Source organism: Phaeodactylibacter sp. (genome assembly GCF_022763345.1).
GTDB lineage: Bacteria > Bacteroidota > Bacteroidia > Chitinophagales > Saprospiraceae > Phaeodactylibacter.
Window position 1 is genome coordinate 21,229 of the sequence record NZ_JALEGS010000007.1, and the last position, 21,894, is coordinate 43,122.

Consider the following 21,894-nt stretch of genomic DNA (forward strand, 5'->3'; position numbering starts at 1 on the left):
CCTACTGTTCTTTTTTCTCCATTTCCTCCATCAAGCCCTCTGTTTTGCGAACGAGATCCTCCCATTCATCCTCGATTTCCTTTCGGCTGGAGCTGTCCATAGGAGGCCGTTCACCTGATGTATTGTCATAATTTTCCGGTACTTCCCGGTTGATATCCTCGCTTAGGCGTTTTCTTTTTTCTTCGAGGTCAGCAATCTTGTCCAGCAAATCGCGATTGTCTTCCAGTTGTTCAGCTTTGCTTTTGAGGTTATCCAGAAGGCCACCTATTTTATCGACCGCTTCGTCGTATTTCCCTTCATCAAACTTTTGTTTTTCCTGTTTGAGCAGGTCAAAAGCTGACTTTGTGAGGTCTTTTACACTAGTGAATATTTCCTTTGATTGTGCTTTCTCTTCCGGCGTACCGAAAAAGTAATTGTACACCAGGATGCCGCCCACTAACAGCAACCCTACTTTGATCAGACTTTTCAGCATGTTTCCAATTTTGTTTGTGTAAAGATAAGGCTGGATTTTGCAGTAAAAGAAGCGCAAGCCGATCTGATTGGTTTTCTTTTGTCACAAAAGCAGGTCGTTCAACTCTTCAAGCTCGATCCCGAGTATGGCGGCAACCTCTTCACGGGTCTGCCCTGCTTTTGTCAGCGTGACAGCAACTCTGCGTAGTTGTTCAAGCTTTTTTTGCAACTCTTTATCCTTTTGCGAAAGTTCATGGTCCTTTTGCGAAAGCGCCTGGTCCTTTTGCGAAAGCGCCTGGTCCTTCTGCGAAAGTTCATGGTCCTTCTGCGAAAGTTCATGGTCCTTCTGCGAGATCCGCTGCTCTTTTTCGAAGAGCTCCCGTTCCTTTTCTGCTATCATGCGCTGATAGTCCTCAAATTCTTCAATGAGATCATCTTCCGCATCCATGATTTCGCGGACTTCCGGCTCAGCAACGGCTTGCTGCAATCGGCGAAGCAGTGCACGGTAGCGCTTCGGAACCTCGGATTCTTCTATATTGAGCAGGTGCCGGTCTTCATTTATAAAAGATTGATCAAATAGTGATAGTAATTGCTCTAACTCATTTCTGCGGCGACCAGTCAGATAGGGAATCTGAATGATAATGCTATCGTGGGTGAGGCTCTCGATAAATATTTCCCTTCCCTGAAGGACTTCTCCGGTTGCGGCATCCGTGTAAGAACGGTTGATCCGGATTACAGGCGCGGTGATATGGTCAAGCTTATGCCCAAGGAAATAGATACTGAGTATAGGCAGTGCCTTTCGCTGCGCATACTCCTCTGCGGGTTCCTGTACCACATTATTTTTATTGCGGTATTGCTCGCCAAGGTACCGCCTGAACCGCATGATATCTGTAGCCAGTTTGGCCTTCTGTAATTCCAGAATTACGAGCTGCTCCTCCCCATTAGCGTACCTGATGCGGGCACTGAAGTCCATGCGCATGACCATTAGCGCTTTACCAACAGGAAATTGATGCTCAGTCGGGCGGAGTTTAAGGCTGACCACTTCTTCCCCAATAATGGCAGAGAGCAAAAGCTTGGCCAGCTTTTCGTCATTCATGAGGTATTTGAAAACCACATCGTAGATAGGATTCGCGATTTGCACCATATTCTAAAACATATTAGCCCATAAAAATACAACGCTTTCTGCTTTTACGCCACCCCCATCGAATTGCATCCTGCTGCCCCGTGAGGTTTCACCGGAAAATACCTATTTTCGCGCTCTGAAAACGGAGTGGGGAACTCCTGTTTGCCCATCAACGTTTAATCAACCATCAAAACCGCAGCTGTAGCATGGAATACAAACCCGGAGAAATCGAGAAGAAGTGTAAAGCATTTTGGGAAAAAGAAGAGATTTACAAAGTAAACATAGCCCCCGATAAGCCAAAGTACTATGTACTGGACATGTTCCCCTACCCTTCCGGTTCAGGCCTTCACGTTGGCCACCCCCTGGGATACATTGCCTCGGATATTTATTCCCGCTACAAGCGGCTCAAAGGGTTTAATGTCCTGCACCCTATGGGCTACGACGCCTTTGGCCTGCCTGCAGAACAATACGCTATTCAAACTGGCGTACACCCCGCAAAATCTACGGCAGAAAATATCAAGCGGTACCGCGAGCAGCTGGATAATATTGGCTTCAGCTTCGACTGGAGCCGGGAGGTACAAACCTGTGACCCGGCTTATTACAAGTGGACGCAGTGGATATTCATGCAATTGTACAACCACTATTACGATACTGCAGCGGACAAAGCGCTTCCGATCGACAAGCTTGTAAAGCACCTGGAACAACACGGCAACGCCAACCTTAACGCTGTTGCAGATGAGGAAACGCCTGCAATCACCGCAGAGGCATGGAAGAATATGTCCGAAGGAGAACAGCAGCTGTTCCTTCTCAACTACCGCCTCACCTTCCCGGAAGAAAGTTATGTCAATTGGTGCCCGCAACTGGGTACTGTACTTTCTAATGACGAAGTCAAAGATGGCGTCAGCGAACGTGGTGGTTACCCGGTGGAACGCAAGCTTATGCAGCAATGGAGCATGCGCATTACGGCTTACGCTGACAGGTTGCTGTACGGGCTTGACGACGTTGACTGGCCAGAAAGCCTGAAAGAGCAGCAGCGCAACTGGATTGGCCGCTCTCAGGGCGCAAGTGTAAAGTTTGCACTGGAGGAAGCACCGGATACCAAAATTGAAGTCTTCACTACCCGGGTAGACACCATCTATGGCGTTACCTTCATGGTGCTGGCGCCTGAGCATGAACTCGTCGGTCAACTGACGAAGCCAGAGCAACAGGAGGAAATCGAAAAATACATTAAGTGGACGGCTTCCCGTTCTGAGGTGGAGCGTATGGCAGAGGTCAAGAAAGTAACAGGAGCCTTCACTGGCAGCTATTGCCTCAATCCGGTCAACGGAGAGAAAGTCCCCATTTATATTGCCGACTATGTGCTCGCGGGCTATGGTACGGGAGCGGTCATGGCGGTACCTTCCGGTGATCAGCGGGACTGGAACTTTGCCACGTACTTTGGGCTGCCCATCGTACCCATACTCGATGCCCAGCAAAATCTGGAGGACGCAGCTGATGCCACCAAAGAAGGAAAGTACATCAACTCCGAGCTGATCAATGGGCTGGCTTACGAAGAAGCCGTACCCAAGCTCATCAGCTGGCTCGAAGCACAGGGCGCAGGGCGTGGGAAGATTCAATACCGGTTGCGTAATGCGGTATTCAGCCGTCAGCGGTACTGGGGAGAGCCTGTGCCTGCTTATTGGAAAGATGGCGTGCCTTATCTGATTGACGAGTCCGAACTGCCACTGGTTTTGCCACAGGTCGACAAGTACCTGCCAACCGAGACCGGTGAGCCGCCGCTGGGCCGGGCAAACGACTGGAAGTACAAGGGGCAATACGATTACGAACTGTCCACCATGCCAGGATGGGCAGGCTCCTCCTGGTATTGGTACCGGTACATGGATCCTGGCAATGATCAGGCTTTTGTATCCAAAGAAGCCGTGGACTACTGGCAGGACGTGGACTTGTACATCGGTGGCTCTGAGCATGCGGTAGGCCACTTGCTCTATAGCCGCTTCTGGAACCACTTCCTTTACGACCTTGGGCTGGTCCCCAAAAAGGAATATGCACGGAAGCTGATCAATCAGGGAATGATACAGGGCGTGATCGAGTTTATTTACCTCGATAAAAACAGCACAGAGAAGAAGCGCTTTGTCTCGGCTGACCTGATCGGGCAGTACCCGGACGCAGAGTGGGCTCAAATACCGGTCCATGTAGACTTCGTGAGCGATTATGGCAAGGACGATTCCTACCTCGATGAAGCAGGCGTTCAGCAGTTCCTCAACTGGCGTCCGGAGTTCAAAGGTGCGGCTTTCGAAACCAACGGAGAAGGTAAAATGATGACTTACAGCGAGGTCGGCAAAATGTCGAAATCGAAATTCAATGTCATCAACCCGGATGATGTCGTGGCACAGTACGGAGCCGACTGCTTCCGGATGTATGAGATGTTCCTGGGCCCTATCGAACAGGCCAAGCCCTGGGACACACAGGGTATCGACGGCGTCTATAAGTTCTTACGTCGCTTCTATGATCTGTTTTCCGATAAGGAGGGAAATTTCGCGGTAAGCGATGAGGCACCGGACAAAGCCGAGCTTAAGATACTGCATCAGGCTATTCAGAAAGTGGAACAGGACATCGAACGTTTTTCCTTCAATACTTGCGTAAGTGCCTTCATGATTGCGACCAACGAGCTGCGTAAGCTGAAGTGCAACAAACGGAACATCCTGGAGCCTTTGGTTGTGCTTATGGCACCGTTTGCGCCCTTCACAACAGAAGACCTGTGGTCAAAGCTGGGCCACGAGGGCAGCGTGCACAGAGATGGCCGTTACCCGGCTTTCAATCCGGAATACCTCAAAGAAGATGAGGTGGAATACCCGATCGCCATCAACGGCAAAACCCGGGCTACGGCTTCCTTCCCTTCTGATGCTTCTAAAGAAGACCTTGAGGCTGCTGCCCGGGAGCTGGAAGACATCCAAAAATGGATCGAAGGCAAGACTATCCGTAAAGTGATTGTCGTGCCCAAGCGAATGATCAATATCGTGGTTGGTTAAAACATACGGCCCCGCCTGTTTTGAGTGGGGCCGTTAATTAGTATCTATGAAGTACCTCATTGCCTCTTTCCTCCTGCTGATTTCCGTTGGTGCATTTGCGCAAGCAAACACAATCGTTGCCGACTCGCTCATGGCTCATGTCCGGTTTTTATCCTCCGATGCACTAAAAGGCAGGGCAACCGATAGTGAAGGCAATGCTGCCGCTGCCGCTTATGTCTTACAGCGGTTTAAAGGATATGGGTTAGCACCTGCAGGACAAGAAGGCTATCGGCAGCCCTTCCAATTCTACAGCCGCTTTTCTAAAAAGACTTACAGCGCCACTAACCTTTTGGCGATGGTAAAGGGTACGGAAGCACCGGACTCAATTATTGTCATTTCCGCACATTACGACCATGTTGGTGAGCGGGGTGGTGAAGTATATAATGGCGCAGACGATAATGCTTCGGGGGTGGGCGCACTCTTGGAGCTGGCCAGGTACTTTCAGGCCAATCCTACACCCTACAGTCTCCTCTTTGCAGCCTGGGATGCTGAAGAAGTTGGGTTACGGGGTGCCAACCACTTCGTAGATGAACCAACGGTGCCATTAGAGCACATCGTCCTGAATATTAACATGGACATGATCGGCCGCAATGCCAAAGAACAAATTTATATCTGCGGGGCAGGCCACTACCCTGAACTGCGCGCACCATTAGACAGCATTGCGAAAGATGCACCGATACAGGTCAGGTTTGGGCACGAATCGCCAACGCCAACACGCTCTGACGACTGGACCTACGCCTCTGATCACGGCGAGTTTCACAAAAAAAATATTCCCTTCCTATACTTTGGCGTAGAGGACCATGAAGATTATCATCAACCCACTGATGATGCAGACCGGATTATGCCCGTGTTCTACACTGCTGTCTCGGAAGTGATAAGAAAGGCTATCCTCCACTTCGCGAAGCTCTAAAAGAACAGCCCCTCCCGGTTGACCGAAAGAAGCTGCATACAATAGTTTTCCTTCAAATTGGCTTGGGAGCCTTATTTTTCAATTGCGGTAAGTTCCATATAGCTTTGTAGTTTATCACGCTGATCATAAGTCTCAGACCTGACCACGCCTACGCCTTCAGCAAAGTACTCAACCGTAGAGTAAGAGCGGCTGATCATCATTTTGATGTTGGAAGTCTGGCTGATTTTATAGCACTCAAAAGACCCTGCATCTGTGGAAATCGTCGCTTTACCTTCTACCTTGCGGTCGGTTATTTCAATATTCATAGAAGCGATATTGATACCACTGGCAGCCGTGGTAATCTTTGAAGACGCATCTGGGAGCTCATCGCCGACTTCAATATCATTGGGAAAAGTCAGCGCATCGCCTTCTATTGTTACTTCGTAGCCGCTGAAAGACTGTTGCATGACCGGATTAAACATGGAGTTGACATCCATAAGCAATTTGCCATCTTTGCAAAAGACCTGATAGGTGCCGGAGTAAGACTCTTTTCCTTTCTTATCCTTCAGGACAGTACTAATTTCTGCTTCGATTTCGCCATCATTTTCATTGATGACTTTTACAGTATTCTCAGTTATGCTTTCCACTTTGCCTTTTTTGTTGAAGGTAGTATACTCCATATAGGCCCCTTCCTTGAAAGGGAAAAAAGTAGAACAATCCTGTGCCACGCTGTTCAGTGCGAAAGACAAAGGCAGTAGTACGAGTAGGATTCTGAACTTCATCATTTACTGTATTTCGGTTTTGGTTTCAGCTGTAAGATAGTGCAGGGCGGGAAATTCCATACCCGCAAAAGTTAATATAACATTAAAGAAATTCAATTACCGCTCCTTGCTGCTCTTCAAAACATTTTCAAAACCAACTTTATTATACTTGGGTATTAGTAATCTACAATCCTCACAAAAAAGAGCCATGAAGCGACTTTTACTTTCCCTTTTTGCAGTCCTTACTATAATTGCCGTTCACAGCCAAACCAACCTGATGCTTACCAATCCGGTCATGGAAGACCTCCTGAAGGGCAATTATCCGGCCGACACCTACGAGCCGGCTACCCTGATCAATCATCCGGATGCCATCTTTGCTGATTTGGTGGAATCTGTTTCCCCTGATTCGCTGTACAGCTATCTGGTGGAATTAAGCAGTTTCGAAAACCGCAATACAGGCGCTGACACAACGAGTGCTACTTTCGGCATGGGGGCAGCCCGCCGCTGGGCGCATAGCAAGTTCGAAAATTTCCCGGCAGCACAGGAGGGCCGGCTTGAAGTTGGATATTTCCAGTTTGACCAGGATATCTGTGGCATGGGACAGCACCGGAATGTCCTTGCGGTTTTGCCCGGTATTGGGCCGGACCGTAGCGAGGTGGTACTCCTTGAAGGGCATATGGACAGCCGCTGCGCTGAGGTTTGTGATACCGAGTGCATGGCGCACGGTATAGAGGACAACGCCACTGGTACAGCTTTAGTCCTGGAGCTGGCACGAGTGATGAGCCAGTATGCTTTTAACAGGACGATCGTCTTCATGATCACTACAGGAGAAGAGCAGGGGCTATTTGGCGCCAACGCTTTCGCCGAATACGCAGAGCAGGAGGATATCCAAATCCGCGGTGTATACAACAACGACATCGTAGGCGGCATCATTTGCGGGGCAACCGCCTCTCCTCCAGGCTGCCCGGGCTTAAATGCCATTGACAGTATCAACGTCCGGGTCTACTCCTCAAACGGAGGACTATTTGGGGCCTCTTCTTCCCGGTTACTGGCTCGCTACAGCAAATTGCAGTATGATGAGAATATTGCGCCCATTGTGCCTGTAGCTGCTGAAGTCAACATCATATCTCGCGAAGACCGGGCCGGGCGTGGTGGTGACCACATCCCTTTTCGGCAGAGAGGCTACTCCGCAGTCCGCTTTACTTCTGCCAATGAGCATGGCAATGGCAACCCCAGCACACCGGACTATCACGACCGACAGCACACCATGGAGGACATCCTCGGTGTGGACACTAATGATGATGGGCAAATTGACAGTTTTTTCGTTGACTTCAACTACCTGGCCCGCAATACCGTATTGAACGGCAGTGCCGCTGCTGCGAGTGCCATGGGACCAGCAACGCCAGACAACTTCGAGCTGGAAGCCACCCTGGCAGGCGTACGTTACAAGTTTGAAGACCAGGCTGGCACCGGGCTTTACCGCCTCGGCATCCGGAGCTTTGAGACAGAGACCGCCTACTTTGATACCTTGGTTACCGTAACTGCTTTGGAGGATACGCTTTCCTGGCTCCCTCCGGGCACGGTCTATCTCATGTCAGCCGCTGCATTGGACTCCAACAATATCGAGAGCCATTTTTCAGAAGAAACCTTTGCCAACCTGACAACTAGCACTCAGGAGGTCAAAACTTACAAAGGTCTCACGCTGCTGCAAAACCGGCCTAACCCCTTTGATGAGGCCACTACGATCGGCGTGATGGTCGAATCCGCTATTGATTACAAGACCGCCTTTATCCGAATTGCAGATGCGCAAGGTAGAGAACTTGCACGGTATGAAGTCGAGCTCAATCCTGGGCTTGTGCAGGTGGTCTATGGCTATGAAAACCATCGGTACACACCTGGCACCTATTATTACAGCCTGGTGATCGATGGCCGGCCTGTGGATACGAAAGCGATGATTTATGCTTACTAAAAGGAGACAGATGTCCGCTCCGGAACATTTGAAGCCGGAGCGGGCAACATCACTTCCGGGAAATCAGTTTTGTGAACGATAGAATGTTTATCTTCCCCCCACATAAATCGATACTCAACTATGATCTACGTTTCTTTTTTACTGGCCATTATGACCACCCTATCTACGCCTGAAGCCTCCACACCCGATCACAGTCTTTGGGAGGCAGTACTACAGCAATACGCCTCGGAGGACGGCGCGGTCAACTACAAAAAGCTGGCAAATAATGATAAAGACCTGAACGCCTATCTGGAAGAACTGGCTAACCACCCACCTATGGACAGCTGGAGCCGGGATGAAAAGCTCGCCTACTGGATCAATGCTTATAATGCATTTACCATCAAGCTCATTGTAGATAACTATCCGGTTAAAAGTATCCGGGACCTTTACGATGGCAACCCCTGGGACATTAAATGGATAAAACTGGGGCGGCAAACCTATTCGCTCAATCAAATTGAGCACGATATCATCCGCCCTCGCTATGATGAGCCCCGCATCCACTTTGCGGTCAATTGCGCAGCGCAGTCTTGCCCTCCCCTGCTCAACCACGCCTGGACAGCAGACAAGCTTGAACAATACCTGGAGCAGCAAACACGAGCATTCATCAACAACGAAGCCTACAATACAATCAGCGCCACATCACTGGAATTGTCCCAGATTTTCAACTGGTACGGTGAGGATTTTGATGATGTCAAAGCGTTCGTGAATCGTTACACTCCAACGGATGTGAAGGACGGTGCCAAGGTGAGTTTCCGGGAATACAACTGGGCGCTTAATGCTAAGTAAAAATATCCTGCTATTACTTTTTGTCCTGAGCAGCATCCCTGAGCTTACTGCTCAGCGCCGGGTGTTATTGGAACATTACACCTCTTCCTGGTGTGGGGAGTGCCCAAATGCACACCTCATTGCCTCTCAAATAGCTGAAGATCACCCGGATCGGGTTATCTTAGCGTACCATCATTCTTCCGTAGACCCGATGGCTAACCCGCACAGCACCGCCTGGAAGAATGAGTTCCTCATATTCGGTACTCCACTTGGCGTAATCAATCGGACACCCCGGGCCCGGCTGGTCCAGTTTACGCCAGTACCGGTCAATGGGAAAGCCTGGTCGAAGCACAACTCGAGGAGCCTGATTACCTGGACCTTGACATACATTTTGCCCCCCAGGCGGTGACCGGCAGCTTGAGCTTTGAAGTATCTCTTGAGCTACTGCAGGAACTGCCCGGGCCGGGAACACTCAGATTAAGCGTTATCGTAGTAGAGGATTCCATCCGAAGTGCAGAGCCTGGCTACCAGCAATCTAACTACTACAACGAAGTAGCAGGGCACCCTTTGTTTGGGCAGGGTGGTTCCATACAGATGTACCCCTTTATGAACGTAGTACGGGATATTGTTGAGGATACATGGGGAAGCAGTGCAGGATTACCTGATCAGCCCGAAATAGGGGAAACCTACTCGTGGGTTGGCAGCTTTGACCTTTCTAATGACTGGGACCCCAAACACCTGAGGCTCATTGCAGTTGCGACGTTGCATAATGACGACGACATCCGGTCTCGCCCTGTACTGGACGCGCGTGGTATGGATATAGGAGGCCTGCTGTTGACATCAACTTCCCACGAAGCAGAGCCCTCTATTCGGTTTCAGGCATTTCCCAACCCGGCACGGGATTATCTGCAGCTGAATTTTCCGAAAGATGAATATGAGTTAAAGCTATTCGACACGCAAGGAAAATTGATACACACGGCTCGTTTAAATGGAGAAAGCCACACCATAGCCACGACGGCTATGCCCAAAGGCGTATATACCCTACTTCTCATCAATACAGAAGGGCGATTCGGAGCGCAGCGGATTATCGTCAGGTAAAGTTCTCTTCAATGAAGGCTAACGAAAAAAGCCCCGGAGCGATGTACGCTTACCGGGGCTCTCTTTAAATCCGATTCTTATACCTTTTTTAATCCAATTCTCGTGATTTATTTGTTGACCTAAACCAGTCTTGCCATATCTCTTACCAGGATTTTCCCCCGATTGAAATAGATAAGGTCTGATTTTTTAAGCTCATTAAGTACCAGTGTTACCGTTTGGCGGGAAGTACAGGTGATATTGGCAATATCCTGATGGGTCAGGGAGTGCTTGAGCAGCATTTCGTAGCCCACCCGGCGACCGCGCTTGTTGACGGCGTCTTTGATAAACTCAATAATACGAGTGCGGGCATCCTTAAAAATCAGAGATTCCAGCTTATCCTCCGCCCGGACTAGCCGGCCACCAAATAGATTCATAACCGAGGTGCAGAGCTCAAAACTATTCTGCATCAGCTTTTTCATATCAGCTACCTTGAGCTGGTACACATGAACGTCCTGCTTGAGTGCCTGTGCAAAGTCCTTATAATAAGGCTCGCCTATCAAACCCAGCTCCCCAAACATCGCTGTAGGGTGGATCAGTGACTTAATAATCTCCTTGCCATCTGTAGAGTGCGTCCCAATTTTCACAGTCCCTTTAGCGAGGAAATAAATGTATTCTGAAGCATCTCCCGGCATGTAAATGAAGGAATACTTCGGCTTCACCTTATACTCCATCATTTCTGCCAGCGTCGCTTTGTCCTCAGCAGAAAGGACGGAGAAGAGGGGAAAAAGGTCGATAAATGATGATTTTGCTTCGGCGTTCATATTAGCTCTTTTAGGTAATCTCACTTTCAGACATGGACAGTATTTAATGCCATGTATTCTGCAATTTCACCTATAGAGACACTAAATATCAGAAGTCCCCCTATGCGAAGAAGAAATATTTTCAGAAGAAGTGTATAACAAAATAACTAAAGTACGGATAGGATGTAGATGGGATACGATCAAAATGAAGGATCAGGAAAAGCTAATATCCAACAACAAGGGAGTCACTGGATGTACTGAACCCTGCGAAGACACCCTGTCCACCATTGATATTATCGTACACGATTACAGGGTCAGTAAAGGGAGAGTCTGAAACTCCATCCTGCCTGCTTATGGTTGAGAAGTACTGGTAATATTCTTTGGAAACCGCGCGCAGCTCGATAAAAAGCTTACCTAACTCATCGCGGGTAGGTAAATAGCTAAATTCAACAGGTAGAGTGATCCGAATCGTTTGCCCATCCTGGCCTTCATCTTCCAACAGTAATCCGCCACCGACATGCGCAACTTGAAAGTTGGTATTCAGCTGGTTGGAAAAAACGACAGGTCTCATTTCTTCCCGGAAATAAAGAGTATCGCTCTCAATGATGGCAAATTCTCTGAATTGCTTCAGCAGGTTGATGTGGTAGTAGTTTTCGACTTGCCCTGGGTCCTCGAATGCAATATCTACAAGGTAACGAACCTGTGTCTCCTTCTCTCCCATCATCTCAGTAAACTGTAAATCTGAAATTTCCGAAGAAACCATTTTAATGGGCGTAGGAATTTGACTATTAGCGGTGACTGTCTCAAAACCAGGCGCGTCCACTTTAATGGTGTACTTAATCCCAACTTGAGGCTGGAAGTCACCTGCAGAATAGAATGGCAGGTTAGAGACCTTATCCTTGTCTTCAGAAAAACTCAATTGAGTAAGAAACTCTTCATTGCGATAAAGCTCTACAATGGCATTATCGATATAGGTGATTGGGGCATCATCCAGAATGCTTCCGGAGGCAGACACATAGACCTGTAGCGTACGGTCCAGTGTAAAACTGCTTACTACAACCAGTTCGGAAGAGCGGGCGTCTATTGCTGAGTTGACATCAAAGACTTTCTCACAGCTAAGCACTAAGCTTAGCAGCCCAAATAAAATCGGCAGAAAAATCAAACGCAGCATAGACGATCCGTTTTCTCCGTGCCAAAACCATTTAAAACAAACTTAAAAACCAAAGCGGTTTGTCCAAATATTATTCTGACACAAGTGGGTAATCGGTGAGGAGCCCACCTTTAGCAACAATTTTCCCTAAAATATAGGGAGATGTCAGCGAATATACAATTATAATTTCAAAGAATAGTTCAATGCAGGGATTAATGGCAGCAACCATACCGGGCTAAACCTGCGGTCCTCTCTTATCTCGCTGCCCTCGGTTACATAACGGGTTTCCAGGTTATAGTATAATGGATTACGGCGGTTATACAGGTTGTAAACACCAATATTTAGCGTGTGCCGAACACTTTCCGTTTCGATATAAAGATTCACCCCCAAATCCAGCCGGTGATAAACAGGCATCCGAAAGCTGTTTTTTTCTCCGTAATCAACGACGTTAATGCTTCCAACCCCTGGCAGGAAAACCTGATAGCGCCCCTGCGGCAAGCTAAAGGCAAAACCGGAATTCATCGCCCATGATCCGGAAAATTCCAGCCATTCATTGAAGGTGTGCACAAAAGCAAAGGTAAGGCTATGCCTGCGGTCATACCTGTAGGGATAGCGCCGTCCGTTATTAACAAGCGGGAAACGGCGGTCTGCCCAAGCCAGACCATAGGAAGCCCATCCTGTGGTTTTTCCCTGCCGTTTTTCCAATAATAGCTCCATCCCATATGCCTGCCCTGTCCCTGAGGTAAGATTGCTTTCCCAATTGTTGAAAAACAGCGCTCCTTCCGAGTAAGTTAGCAGCTGGCTCATATACTTGGTGTACAAATCGCCAGTGAGCTGCCAGCCTTCCCGGAACTGCCAGGTCGAAGACAGGCCAAACTGCCAGCTCTGCTCTGGCTTAACGGATGCAGTACTGGGCACCCAAAGATCATTGGGCAAACCAAGTGTAGAGTTGGAAAGCAGATGGACAAACTGGGTCATCTTGCTCAGATACCCGTTTAACTGAAGCCGAGTATTGATGCTCCAGTTGGCAATCAAACGAGGCTGCAAAGAGGAGTAGGTACGGCCGTCCACCTGAAATGCGGCCAGGTGAAGCCCCGCATTTACCTTAAACTCCGGACTGACCTGCCAGATATTTTCCAGGTAGCCCCCAAATTCATTGGCAGATATGGCTCTCGCTTGCATCTGCGGCTGGCGGAGGGTATCTGATTTTTCAACCAGCTCCAGCGATAGAAGGCCTGGCTCAAACTGATGACGGGTGGCAAAAAGCCCAAACCGAAAAGATTGCACTGGCGAAGGCCGGTAATCAAAATCCAGCCGCGCACCAAAATCATCAATTTGCGAAAAATACCGCCCAATGCTAATGTACCGGTCCGTTACGCTCCCTGACCTTACGTTCGTCAGAGAATCGCCCCTTTCGTAAGTGATGCCCACATCAAGCCCACTGTAAGACGCGGTGAGGCTCGCGAATAACTGATCACCAAACAGATGGGTCCAACGCATGGAAGTCACGGTATTCCCCCAGGTCATCTCCTCCAGCGCACTTCGGGAGGAAAGAAAAGGCGCCGGCTCTGAGACACTTGTATCCTGTGCGAACAGGGTATCCAGTGCAATGGTCCGGTTTCGGTAAGCGTCCTTGCCGGTATAAAAACTGAAGTAAAGATCGTCCCGCTCTGAAAGCGTGAAGTTCAGTTTAGCATTAATGTCATAAAAGTCGTAGTCTACCAGGCTCTGCCGGTCCTCCTCTGAACGTATGCTCTCGGTAAGCGGTTGTAGATACCAGCCGATCAGGCTGCGCCGGCCGGAAACAATGAAACTGCTTTTGCCTTTCTGAATCGGCCCTTCCAGCGTCATCCGGCCTGACAAAAGCCCAAGGCTGGCTTCGGCTTCATAATGTTGGTTATTTCCATCACGGGTACGGATGTCCAAAACGGAGGATAAGCGCCCTCCGAAACGGGCAGGGAATCCACTTTTGTAGAGTTGGGCGCTTTTGACGGCATTTGTATTAAATACCGAGAACAGTCCCGCAGCGTGAGATATGTTGTAGACCGGTACGCCATCGATCATAATCAGGTTTTGACCATTGCTCCCGCCCCGTACATGCAGCCCATCCAACCCATCTGTACCCGATTGTACGCCGGGTAATAACTGTAACGCCCTGACCAGGTCAGATTCTCCGGCCAACGCTGGCAGCTGTTCCAACTGCTCCATGTTTAGCTGTGTCGCCCCACCCTGCTGAATCATTTTTGGGTCAAGCCTGGGCTTATGCCCAACCACTTCCACAGGTTGCAATTGAAGGTCTGACCGAAGCTGTTGATCAAGTCGCTTATCCTCCATCAAATAGAAATCAGAAGAAAGGGTACCATAGCCGACGTAGGAGAAATCCAGTGCTACCGGACCCGCCGGCAGGGTAATGCTGAAATAGCCATACTCATTCGTGACTGTACCTTTCCCACTTTTATTATCAAAGATGTTGGCACCAATCAGTCGCTCGCCCGTGCCCCCATCAACCAGAATACCATTGATTGTGAATTCAAGATCAACCGGCAAGAAAATCACGATTTGCCCTCCAAGCTCCTTAATCCTTAGGGGGGTATCCTGTAGCAGCTGACCTAGCGCACTTCCAACGGTGCGCTGCTCAAACTTTGCCGTAATGATCTTCGGTGGAAGGATATCATTAGAAAAGGACAACCGTAGATTATGTTCATCCCCCAGCCGATAAAGCGCCTCCTCTAATGACACCTCCCAAAACTCTGCAGAGACCGGTTGATCCAGCACGCCCTGCGCAAATAGCGCATAAGCACAAGGGATGGTAAGCAGCATTGAAAGTAGAAGTCGCTTCATAAAGGCTTTTGCAGATCAGGAAAGTCGCTATTCCTTTTTCCAAAAATACGGGGATTTTTCAGGATTAACAACAGTGGGGAAGCACTAGCGGTTGAAGACCAGCCGGATAGCAGCGGCAATCGCCCTTTCAGCAGGCTCATGGTGTCATCAATCTTCCAATTCGAAACTTACGTAGATTCAATACCGCTCAATCCATCCCGTATCATTACCTTTAGCATCTATTCGAAAAAGTCCTCTCTAAGGGCAGCACTCGTATTCACCAAATTATTGGAATTAATGAAAAAACTGACAATCCTGGCAACTTGGCTTGCCTTTGTTTGCTTCACGACTGCTCAGGCGCAAAACGACAGTCGGGCCCCTGAATTTGATATCACCAAGGCGGATATGGAAGCCCATCTCCGGTTTCTGGCATCTGATGCGCTACAGGGTCGGCGCACCGGCGAAATGGGCAACGATATTGCTGCTGCTTACATCGCCTCTCAGTACGCAACTTATGGCCTTAAGCAAGTAGAAGGCGCGCAAGGCTACTACCAACCCGTCCCTTTTGAAGCCATTACACCACCGTCTATGGCCAAGATCGTTGTTGAAGACGAGACCTACACTCAGGGTGACAACCTGCTGATGATGACCGGCAACCTTGAATTGACTAAGACCAAAGCCGTCTTTGCCAATTATGGCTGGGTTGACGAGGAAACAGGCGCGAATGACTACGATAAGCTTGATGTGGAAGGTAAACTCGTTTTCGTATTGCCTGGCACGCCGGAGGGCCAAGACCCGCTTACGGTTTTCAATTCTATGAGCAAAAAACGCAAATTGGCCAAAGAGAAAGGCGCGGTTGGCCTGATCGAACTCTACCGCCTTCAGTTCCCCTGGCAGTTCTTCCTGTCTTACTTTGGAAAAGAAAGCCTTAACCTGGCTGATAAAATGGAAACCACCAAATCCAGTCCCAACTTTGTTTATGGCTGGATCAAGGAGGAAAATAAAGAGACCTTCAATGCCATGAAGGATAGCAAAAAGACAAAGGTGGAGCTGAGCAGTGAGGGCTTCTCCCGCCGGGCTGTCACTTCCAACAACGTCATCGGGTTGCTCGAAGGCACGGATCCGGAGCTGAAGGACGAATACCTGCTCATCACTGCTCACTTTGACCACGTGGGTACAGGTAAGAACGGCGGCTCTCCCTACACCCCGGAGGACAGCATCTTCAACGGTGCCCGGGACAACGCTATGGGAACGACCGCGCTCCTGGGTGCCCTGCAAGCCCTGGCAGAAGCGCCGCCCAAACGTTCCGTTATCTTCCTGGCGGTGACGGGTGAGGAAATCGGCTTACTTGGTAGTCAATACTACGCTGAAAACCCGCTCATCCCAATGGAACAGGTCATCTTCAACCTGAATACGGATGGCGCAGGCTACAACGACCCCTCCTACGTTTCCATCGTAGGCTTTGGCCGTACCGGCACCGACGGGCTTGTGGAAGCAGCTTCCAATATCTTTGGGCTCGATGTGTTCCCTAACCCTGCCCCGGAGCAGAACCTCTTCGACCGGTCTGACAACGTCTCCTTTGCTAAGTTGGGCGTACCGGCATTGTGCTTTAGCCCGGGCCTTACCGAGTTTGATGAGGAAATCAGCACTTACTACCATCAGGCAGCTGACAACCCGGATTCTATCGACTTCGATTATTTGCAGAAGTTCTGTCAGGCGCTGGCACGTACGGCCCGGCTGATTGCGGATGACGAAGACCGCCCTTTCTGGGTGGAAGGCGATAAGTACGAGGAAGCTGGCAAGCAATTGTACGAACGCTAAGCAATAGATTCCAGTAGGAACGGAAGGCACGTATTATACGCAATACGAAGTGGTTTGCGACATCGGAGCAAGCCATTTCCTAGCGTAAATGCTGACATTGAGTAGGTTTGCTGTGGCAAACCACTTAATCGTCAGTATAGTTTAACATTGGTACGTGCCTTTTTTTACCCTGCTGTCGCCTTGACTGATCCAATTTCCCGCTCAATGAGGTAGCTGTTCCGGTCGGAAGCCGTACGTGAGATCAGCTCGGCGAGAAAGCCGGAAAGAAACAACATGGTGCCAATAACCATACAGGTAAGGGAAATGTAGAAATAAGGATTATCCGTGACCAGAATCGTAGGCAACCCCTGGCTCAGGCGGTACAATTTGCTGATGCCAATATACCCTGCCGCGAAGAAGCCAATGACGAAGATGAAGACGCCCCACATACCGAAAAAGTGCATGGGCCGTTTGCCGAACTTGGAGATAAAAATGACCGAAAGCAGGTCCAGCGGCCCGCGAATAAAGCGCTCAATACCAAACTTAGTGGTCCCATATTTACGCTCCTGATGCTGCACGACCTTCTCCCCTATTTTCTTAAACCCCGCCCATTTGGCGAGGACCGGTATGTAGCGGTGCATATCACCATACACCTCAATGCTTTTGACTACGGCATTCCGGTAAGCCTTTAGCCCGCAGTTGAAGTCATGCAGGTGAATGCCGGTCATTCGGCGGGCTGTCCAGTTAAAAAACTTACTTGGCAGGTTCTTAGTAAGTACCGGATCGTAGCGCTTTTTCTTCCAGCCTGACACCATGTCGTACCCCTCTTCGGTGATCATGCGGTAAAGCTCCGGCAGTTCCTCAGGGGAGTCTTGCAGGTCTGCATCCATCGTGACCACCACATCCCCCTGTACAGCAGCGAAACCCCGGTTGAGGGCAGCAGATTTCCCGTAGTTGCGGCGGAACTTGATGCCCCGGACACAGGTGTTCTCCTGAGCCAGGCGTTCCACTACCTCCCAGGAGCCATCCCGGCTGCCATCATCCACAAATACAATTTCGTAGGAGAAACCATGTGCTTCCATCACCCGGCGGATCCAGGCTTCCAGCTCCGGCAGGGACTCTTCCTCATTAAAAAGCGGGACGACGATTGAAATATCCATGTATCAGCTTCTGGTCTTAAAGTGAAGAACGCGCAAAAGTTAGAAAAGATGATTATTTCCGGCTGGCTAGTGCCGCCAAACCCAGAGAAATCAGGAAATACCCGATCAGGCTGCGGGCGTAGGTCAGCAAGGTGTTTTGCAGGCCGACTTTCAAGCCATCTCCCTCCAGCGACTCCTGGAAGGCATTGTACTGCTCTTCCGAAAGCATACCTTTTCGGGCTTCCAGGGTCTCAGACATTACGGCCCGCTGTACTTCCTCGAGCCCTAGGTCAAAGACACCATGCAGCAGATAGTAGTAGAGGTAGTACACCAGATTGGCTACCACGAAGACCGTAAAGCCGACCTTAAGCGCCTGCTGAAACTCCAGCTTTCCGCCAATAGCCTGCCGCTCATCATCGATCGCTTTCCAGGCGATAGCCAGATAGAGCCCCACTGTTGCCCAGTTTAGGAAAGAATTGAAAACCAGCTCCTTATTAATCAAATAAAATAGCAGGTAGATACCCACGGTAATCCCACCTGCTATAATGCCGTACTTGACGCCTATGTTTTGCTTTAGCATATACTTATTGATTGTACGGCAAATATACGGGGGCTAAAGCAAAAGTATAAAATTTTAGATTTTATTCGTTTAGGACTACACTAAATTCACATATGGCTAGGTGTAGACTTATTGCGTTATTAACTTGCTACTACGTTAAAAAATCAGATTACTCTGCTGTTTTTTTGAGAAAACGCTTGATTTTTCAAATTAGCAGCCAAAATAGCATAATGATTTCAGTTCTAGTATCTACACAAAAAAAGCCTTCGTAGTAACAATTAAGCCCTACGAAGACTCCTTTGGCTAAGTTTACAATTTATAGCAAAACTCAATTATGGACAATGAATCCATTGACCTACATTTCCTGCTAAACTCATAAGCCAATTGTTGCTTACATTTCCGACTGTCTCTACAGCTTGGGAGTTTCTGCATGCCTTCGCGTTACAAATAATACAGGCTCTTGTAACAATAAAGGACTCAGCACATGCATCAGTATGATCATCGAATTCTTGATTAGTAAGGTTTAAAGCCCCTACTTCATCGAAAGCCGATTCGAGATCTGGACTAACAACAAACATTGAATCTAGCCCTTCAGTAGTATACAGGCTAACCATCTCTAATTGAAACTCAGTCAGTGAGTCTTCATCCATTAAAACCCATAAACTGTCATTGAAGAAGGAATCAAACGCTTGGGAATCCCAGAGGTTGTAAGCCTCAGAAAGAAGATCACAGACTTTTTCCTCGTCTGAAACACTGTTAGACACAACAGGATTTTCTATGAGCGGTTTTTCGCTAGCCTTTTGGCAGGAACCAAGGAAAATGGTAATGAGACAAAAAAATAAAAATCTTAGAGCGTTCATGTTTAAAAAATTTAAGAGAGTTAAATAAAGAAAAAATGAGTTCTATGTTTAATATCTGAGAAAGAAAACCAAAACACCTGTCCATATCCGAAAGGATTGGAGAGTTGATCTAATAAACATTAGATGTATCAAATACTTAAAAGTTATCCCTATAATTGCACCGTCAGCAGACAATGAATTCAATTGTATAAAGACTTCATTAACATAATAGCATATATGACTTTTTATAAAGCCTGATTTCTTTTGCTCGACGCTATTACGTAGCCCCCCCTTTGGAAAAGAGTAACTGAAAACTATAAAATTTTTCCAGAGGACACTTCTAGAAGAAAAATTTAGCAAAAAAACAATAACAAAATCATTTATAGGGAAGTTTCTATTTACAAATACCTCCACACCGCAAAGCAATCTAATAAGTGACTATCAATTGAGTTTCAAAATATCATTCAACCTTGATGATTAAAACTTAATTCTTGTAAAAGAATCAAATTCTAGAAACGGTACTACAAATAAATTAAAAACTCTTAACATATGCTAAAATCATGGATATATCAACATGGGGGTACACACTTGATCTCTGATTGTAAAAATACGCAATAAAACAACGAAGTGACAAGATTGACTCTTTTCACCTCAACGGTGAATATAAATAAAATTAAATTACAATCCTATGTATTGGTCCTAAAAAACAAAAATGCCTTTAAGAATTTCAAGATTCTGTTAATTCTTGGTTAAAATAGAAACAAAAAAGCCCCCTATCAAAGAAAAAACAATAGAAAATAGAAGTCCGTTCTTTAATGCATTAATAACTAATGAGCTTTCTTCCAGATTCACAATAGCTTGTTCAATTTGTTTCTCATTTAGCCCCATTTTTTCATACATTGCTATAGATTCGTTAATCATTTGGTCTGCATAACTAGGGTCAATATAATTCATATATATGACTGAAAATATGACTGCAATCATGTTCATTATAAATATAATGCATCCTCCTACTAAATATGCTCGTCTAAAATTAATCTTCCCGCTTAAATCATTATTGCGATAACCCAGAACTCCTACAATTGTAAATATTCCTACAATTACTATTGTTAATAAAAAATTAATAATCACCCCACTAACCCCTGATGAAGGACTTAAGTATCCTGTAATGATACTAAGCAAAGAATAAAGTATCAGGGATAATCCGCCTATTAGGCCAAAACGTAGGACTGTGGGCCATGGAGAAACTTCTTTCGGGTCAATGGTTTCATTAGGATTGTCAAGTGTACTCATATTGTAATGGTTAAAGTTGGTGAATAAGCTTCAATATCGGTCAATTCCTATTCCCTTGCCGGTATTTTCTATGAATGGGCATTTACGAACGACTGATTGTTGTTGACTACGGCAAGCGCACGCCCACGCAGTTCCTGCCCCAGTACTGGTGAATTCAGGGAGCGGGAGTAGACCCGGTTACGGTCGTAGATCCATTGGGCATCCGGCTGAAAGAGGGTTAGCTCTGCCATTGCGCCTTCTTTGATTTCGGGAAGATCCAGCCCCAGAATGCGTCGGGGATTGCCGGCTATTTTCTCAATCAGCAGTTCATCAGTAAGCCAGTCGCTCAGGTGCGTTCGGCATAAAGCGTACAACGTCTCCAGCCCGGTTGCCCCGAACTCGGCGTAGGGGAACTCCAGCTTTTTAGCTTCCTCTTCCAGCGGTTGGTGATTGGAGGCGATAATGTCAATAGTGCCATCAAGTACGCCCGCTTTCAAGGCCTCCCGGTCGGTAGCGCTGCGCAGGGGCGGCAGTACCTTGAAATTGGAGTCGAAGGTAGAGGTGGCTTCGTCTTCGTAGACCAGGTTCATTACGGCTACGCTTGCGGTTACCTGTAGCCCCTTGGCTTTGGCTTCGCGTATCATTTGCACGGCGCCCGCGGTGGAGATATTAGCGAGGTGCAAACGGCTCTCAGTGTACTCCAGCAAGTGCAAATCACGGCGTACCATGACCTCCTCAGCTACCGATGGAATGCCCGGCATGCCCAGGGAAGTAGAAACGATGCCTTCGTGCACCTGCCCGCCGTGCCGCAGGTGGTCGTCGAGCGGCTGATTGACCACTACTCCACCGAAGGCTTTAACGTAATTGAGCGCCCGAAGCATCACCCCGGTATGCTGCAGAGCGATGGGGCCATCCGTGAAGGCAACCGCGCCGGCACGCTGCATGTCGATCATCTCGGTAATTTCCCGGCCTGCGCACTTCAGGGTCAGCGCGCCCATAGGATGGAAGTTGACGAGCTTGCCTTCAGCATTTTTGCAAATGTATTGCACCCCCGATTTTGTATCGATCACCGGATCCGTATTGGGAAATGCAGCTACTGCCGTAAACCCACCGGCAGCTGCCGCTGCACCTGCGGTATGCAGGGTCTCGCGGTGCTCCAAGCCGGGGTCGCCCACCTGCACGCCGAAGTCCATCCAGCCGATTGACAGGTGTAGCCCTTCCGCTTCCAATACTGGGGTATCCTCCCCTTCAAAAGGTGTTTCCCCGATTTTCTGAATATACCCTTCCCGGATCAATACGCTGCGCACCTGACCGTGGTGCGGATTGCCCGGTGCGATGATGGTAGCGTTCTTAATATGCAAGTCCATGCGCCTG

Annotated in this window: 18 protein-coding genes; 7 read left to right on the forward strand and 11 right to left on the reverse strand. The window is 48.3% G+C overall.

The features are described 5' to 3' along the window. Position 1 precedes the first annotated feature (1 nt). Positions 2-472, reverse strand: coding sequence for a hypothetical protein (locus MRY86_RS01365; RefSeq protein WP_293564012.1), 471 nt, complete (start codon positions 470-472; stop codon positions 2-4). Positions 473-553: 81 nt separating this feature from the next. Beyond that, positions 554-1,594 carry a hypothetical protein gene (locus tag MRY86_RS01370; RefSeq protein WP_293564011.1) on the reverse strand — a complete coding sequence of 347 codons (1,041 nt, stop codon included), beginning with the start codon at positions 1,592-1,594 and terminating at the stop codon, positions 554-556. Between the two features lie 185 nt (positions 1,595-1,779). Between MRY86_RS01370 and leuS the strand changes: the two genes are divergently transcribed. Both leuS and MRY86_RS01380 read left to right on the forward strand, forming a co-directional pair. Continuing rightward, on the forward strand, positions 1,780-4,602 hold the full coding sequence (gene leuS, locus MRY86_RS01375; protein ID WP_293564010.1) for a leucine--tRNA ligase: 2,823 nt from the start codon (positions 1,780-1,782) through the stop codon (positions 4,600-4,602). Between the two features lie 46 nt (positions 4,603-4,648). Beyond that, positions 4,649-5,551, forward strand: coding sequence for a M28 family peptidase (locus tag MRY86_RS01380; RefSeq protein WP_293570961.1), 903 nt, complete (start codon positions 4,649-4,651; stop codon positions 5,549-5,551). Between the two features lie 71 nt (positions 5,552-5,622). Here the strand turns inward: MRY86_RS01380 and MRY86_RS01385 are convergent, their stop codons facing one another. Continuing rightward, positions 5,623-6,315: a hypothetical protein gene (locus MRY86_RS01385; RefSeq protein ID WP_293563163.1), complete on the reverse strand. Its 693-nt coding sequence runs from the start codon at positions 6,313-6,315 to the stop codon at positions 5,623-5,625. Positions 6,316-6,499: 184 nt separating this feature from the next. Between MRY86_RS01385 and MRY86_RS01390 the strand changes: the two genes are divergently transcribed. From MRY86_RS01390 to MRY86_RS01405, 4 genes are all read left to right on the forward strand, one after another. Then, positions 6,500-8,260 carry a M28 family peptidase gene (locus tag MRY86_RS01390; RefSeq protein ID WP_293563162.1) on the forward strand — a complete coding sequence of 587 codons (1,761 nt, stop codon included), beginning with the start codon at positions 6,500-6,502 and terminating at the stop codon, positions 8,258-8,260. 120 nt (positions 8,261-8,380) lie between these two features. Then, positions 8,381-9,085 (forward strand): DUF547 domain-containing protein, encoded by a 705-nt coding sequence (locus MRY86_RS01395; protein ID WP_293563161.1) that lies wholly within the window; start codon positions 8,381-8,383, stop codon positions 9,083-9,085. Continuing rightward, positions 9,075-9,473, forward strand: a complete 399-nt coding sequence (locus MRY86_RS01400) for a hypothetical protein (protein ID WP_293563160.1) — start codon at positions 9,075-9,077, stop codon at positions 9,471-9,473. The genes MRY86_RS01395 and MRY86_RS01400 overlap by 11 nt, the downstream gene beginning before the upstream one ends. Positions 9,474-9,481: 8 nt before the next feature. Further along, positions 9,482-10,162, forward strand: a complete 681-nt coding sequence (locus tag MRY86_RS01405) for a T9SS type A sorting domain-containing protein (protein ID WP_293563159.1) — start codon at positions 9,482-9,484, stop codon at positions 10,160-10,162. A 119-nt stretch (positions 10,163-10,281) separates the two neighbouring features. On the opposite strand, the gene MRY86_RS01410 is transcribed toward MRY86_RS01405, so the two are convergent. From MRY86_RS01410 to MRY86_RS01420, 3 genes are all read right to left on the reverse strand, one after another. Further along, positions 10,282-10,962, reverse strand: coding sequence for a Crp/Fnr family transcriptional regulator (locus MRY86_RS01410; protein ID WP_293563158.1), 681 nt, complete (start codon positions 10,960-10,962; stop codon positions 10,282-10,284). Between the two features lie 202 nt (positions 10,963-11,164). Then, complete coding sequence (locus tag MRY86_RS01415) at positions 11,165-12,112, reverse strand: DUF4249 domain-containing protein (protein ID WP_293563157.1); 948 nt, start codon at positions 12,110-12,112, stop codon at positions 11,165-11,167. A gap of 159 nt (positions 12,113-12,271) precedes the next feature. Then, positions 12,272-14,932, reverse strand: coding sequence for a TonB-dependent receptor (locus MRY86_RS01420; RefSeq protein ID WP_293570963.1), 2,661 nt, complete (start codon positions 14,930-14,932; stop codon positions 12,272-12,274). 276 nt (positions 14,933-15,208) lie between these two features. On the opposite strand from MRY86_RS01420, the gene MRY86_RS01425 reads away from it, so the two are divergent. Beyond that, positions 15,209-16,732 (forward strand): M20/M25/M40 family metallo-hydrolase, encoded by a 1,524-nt coding sequence (locus tag MRY86_RS01425; RefSeq protein WP_293563583.1) that lies wholly within the window; start codon positions 15,209-15,211, stop codon positions 16,730-16,732. A gap of 164 nt (positions 16,733-16,896) precedes the next feature. Here MRY86_RS01425 and MRY86_RS01430 read toward each other — a convergent pair whose 3' ends face one another. From MRY86_RS01430 to MRY86_RS01450, 5 genes are all read right to left on the reverse strand, one after another. After that, entirely contained in the window at positions 16,897-17,871 is a 975-nt protein-coding gene (locus MRY86_RS01430; protein WP_293563582.1) for a glycosyltransferase family 2 protein, read from the reverse strand. Between the two features lie 52 nt (positions 17,872-17,923). Then, the gene (locus MRY86_RS01435; protein WP_293563581.1) at positions 17,924-18,430 is read right to left on the reverse strand and encodes a DUF4199 domain-containing protein; all 507 of its coding nucleotides are present in this window, start codon (positions 18,428-18,430) and stop codon (positions 17,924-17,926) included. Positions 18,431-18,741: 311 nt separating this feature from the next. Further along, positions 18,742-19,269, reverse strand: coding sequence for a hypothetical protein (locus tag MRY86_RS01440; RefSeq protein WP_293563580.1), 528 nt, complete (start codon positions 19,267-19,269; stop codon positions 18,742-18,744). A 717-nt stretch (positions 19,270-19,986) separates the two neighbouring features. Further along, complete coding sequence (locus tag MRY86_RS01445) at positions 19,987-20,541, reverse strand: DUF4199 domain-containing protein (protein ID WP_293563579.1); 555 nt, start codon at positions 20,539-20,541, stop codon at positions 19,987-19,989. 68 nt (positions 20,542-20,609) lie between these two features. Next, positions 20,610-21,887, reverse strand: coding sequence for a dihydroorotase (locus MRY86_RS01450; protein ID WP_293563578.1), 1,278 nt, complete (start codon positions 21,885-21,887; stop codon positions 20,610-20,612). Positions 21,888-21,894 lie beyond the last annotated feature (7 nt).

Bases quoted from the DNA above. Each gene is read 5' to 3' on its own strand.
- MRY86_RS01400 (WP_293563160.1), top strand. From the start codon at position 9,075: ATGCTAAGTAAAAATATCCTGCTATTACTTTTTGTCCTGAGCAGCATC.
- MRY86_RS01440 (WP_293563580.1), bottom strand. From the start codon at position 19,269: ATGAACGCTCTAAGATTTTTATTTTTTTGTCTCATTACCATTTTCCTT.
- MRY86_RS01445 (WP_293563579.1), bottom strand. From the start codon at position 20,541: ATGAGTACACTTGACAATCCTAATGAAACCATTGACCCGAAAGAAGTT.
- MRY86_RS01415 (WP_293563157.1), bottom strand. From the start codon at position 12,112: ATGCTGCGTTTGATTTTTCTGCCGATTTTATTTGGGCTGCTAAGCTTA.
- MRY86_RS01410 (WP_293563158.1), bottom strand. From the start codon at position 10,962: ATGAACGCCGAAGCAAAATCATCATTTATCGACCTTTTTCCCCTCTTC.
- MRY86_RS01390 (WP_293563162.1), top strand. From the start codon at position 6,500: ATGAAGCGACTTTTACTTTCCCTTTTTGCAGTCCTTACTATAATTGCC.
- MRY86_RS01395 (WP_293563161.1), top strand. From the start codon at position 8,381: ATGATCTACGTTTCTTTTTTACTGGCCATTATGACCACCCTATCTACG.
- MRY86_RS01430 (WP_293563582.1), bottom strand. From the start codon at position 17,871: ATGGATATTTCAATCGTCGTCCCGCTTTTTAATGAGGAAGAGTCCCTG.
- MRY86_RS01450 (WP_293563578.1), bottom strand. From the start codon at position 21,887: ATGGACTTGCATATTAAGAACGCTACCATCATCGCACCGGGCAATCCG.
- MRY86_RS01420 (WP_293570963.1), bottom strand. From the start codon at position 14,932: ATGAAGCGACTTCTACTTTCAATGCTGCTTACCATCCCTTGTGCTTAT.
- MRY86_RS01425 (WP_293563583.1), top strand. From the start codon at position 15,209: ATGAAAAAACTGACAATCCTGGCAACTTGGCTTGCCTTTGTTTGCTTC.
- MRY86_RS01380 (WP_293570961.1), top strand. From the start codon at position 4,649: ATGAAGTACCTCATTGCCTCTTTCCTCCTGCTGATTTCCGTTGGTGCA.
- MRY86_RS01435 (WP_293563581.1), bottom strand. From the start codon at position 18,430: ATGCTAAAGCAAAACATAGGCGTCAAGTACGGCATTATAGCAGGTGGG.
- MRY86_RS01385 (WP_293563163.1), bottom strand. From the start codon at position 6,315: ATGATGAAGTTCAGAATCCTACTCGTACTACTGCCTTTGTCTTTCGCA.
- leuS (WP_293564010.1), top strand. From the start codon at position 1,780: ATGGAATACAAACCCGGAGAAATCGAGAAGAAGTGTAAAGCATTTTGG.
- MRY86_RS01370 (WP_293564011.1), bottom strand. From the start codon at position 1,594: ATGGTGCAAATCGCGAATCCTATCTACGATGTGGTTTTCAAATACCTC.
- MRY86_RS01365 (WP_293564012.1), bottom strand. From the start codon at position 472: ATGCTGAAAAGTCTGATCAAAGTAGGGTTGCTGTTAGTGGGCGGCATC.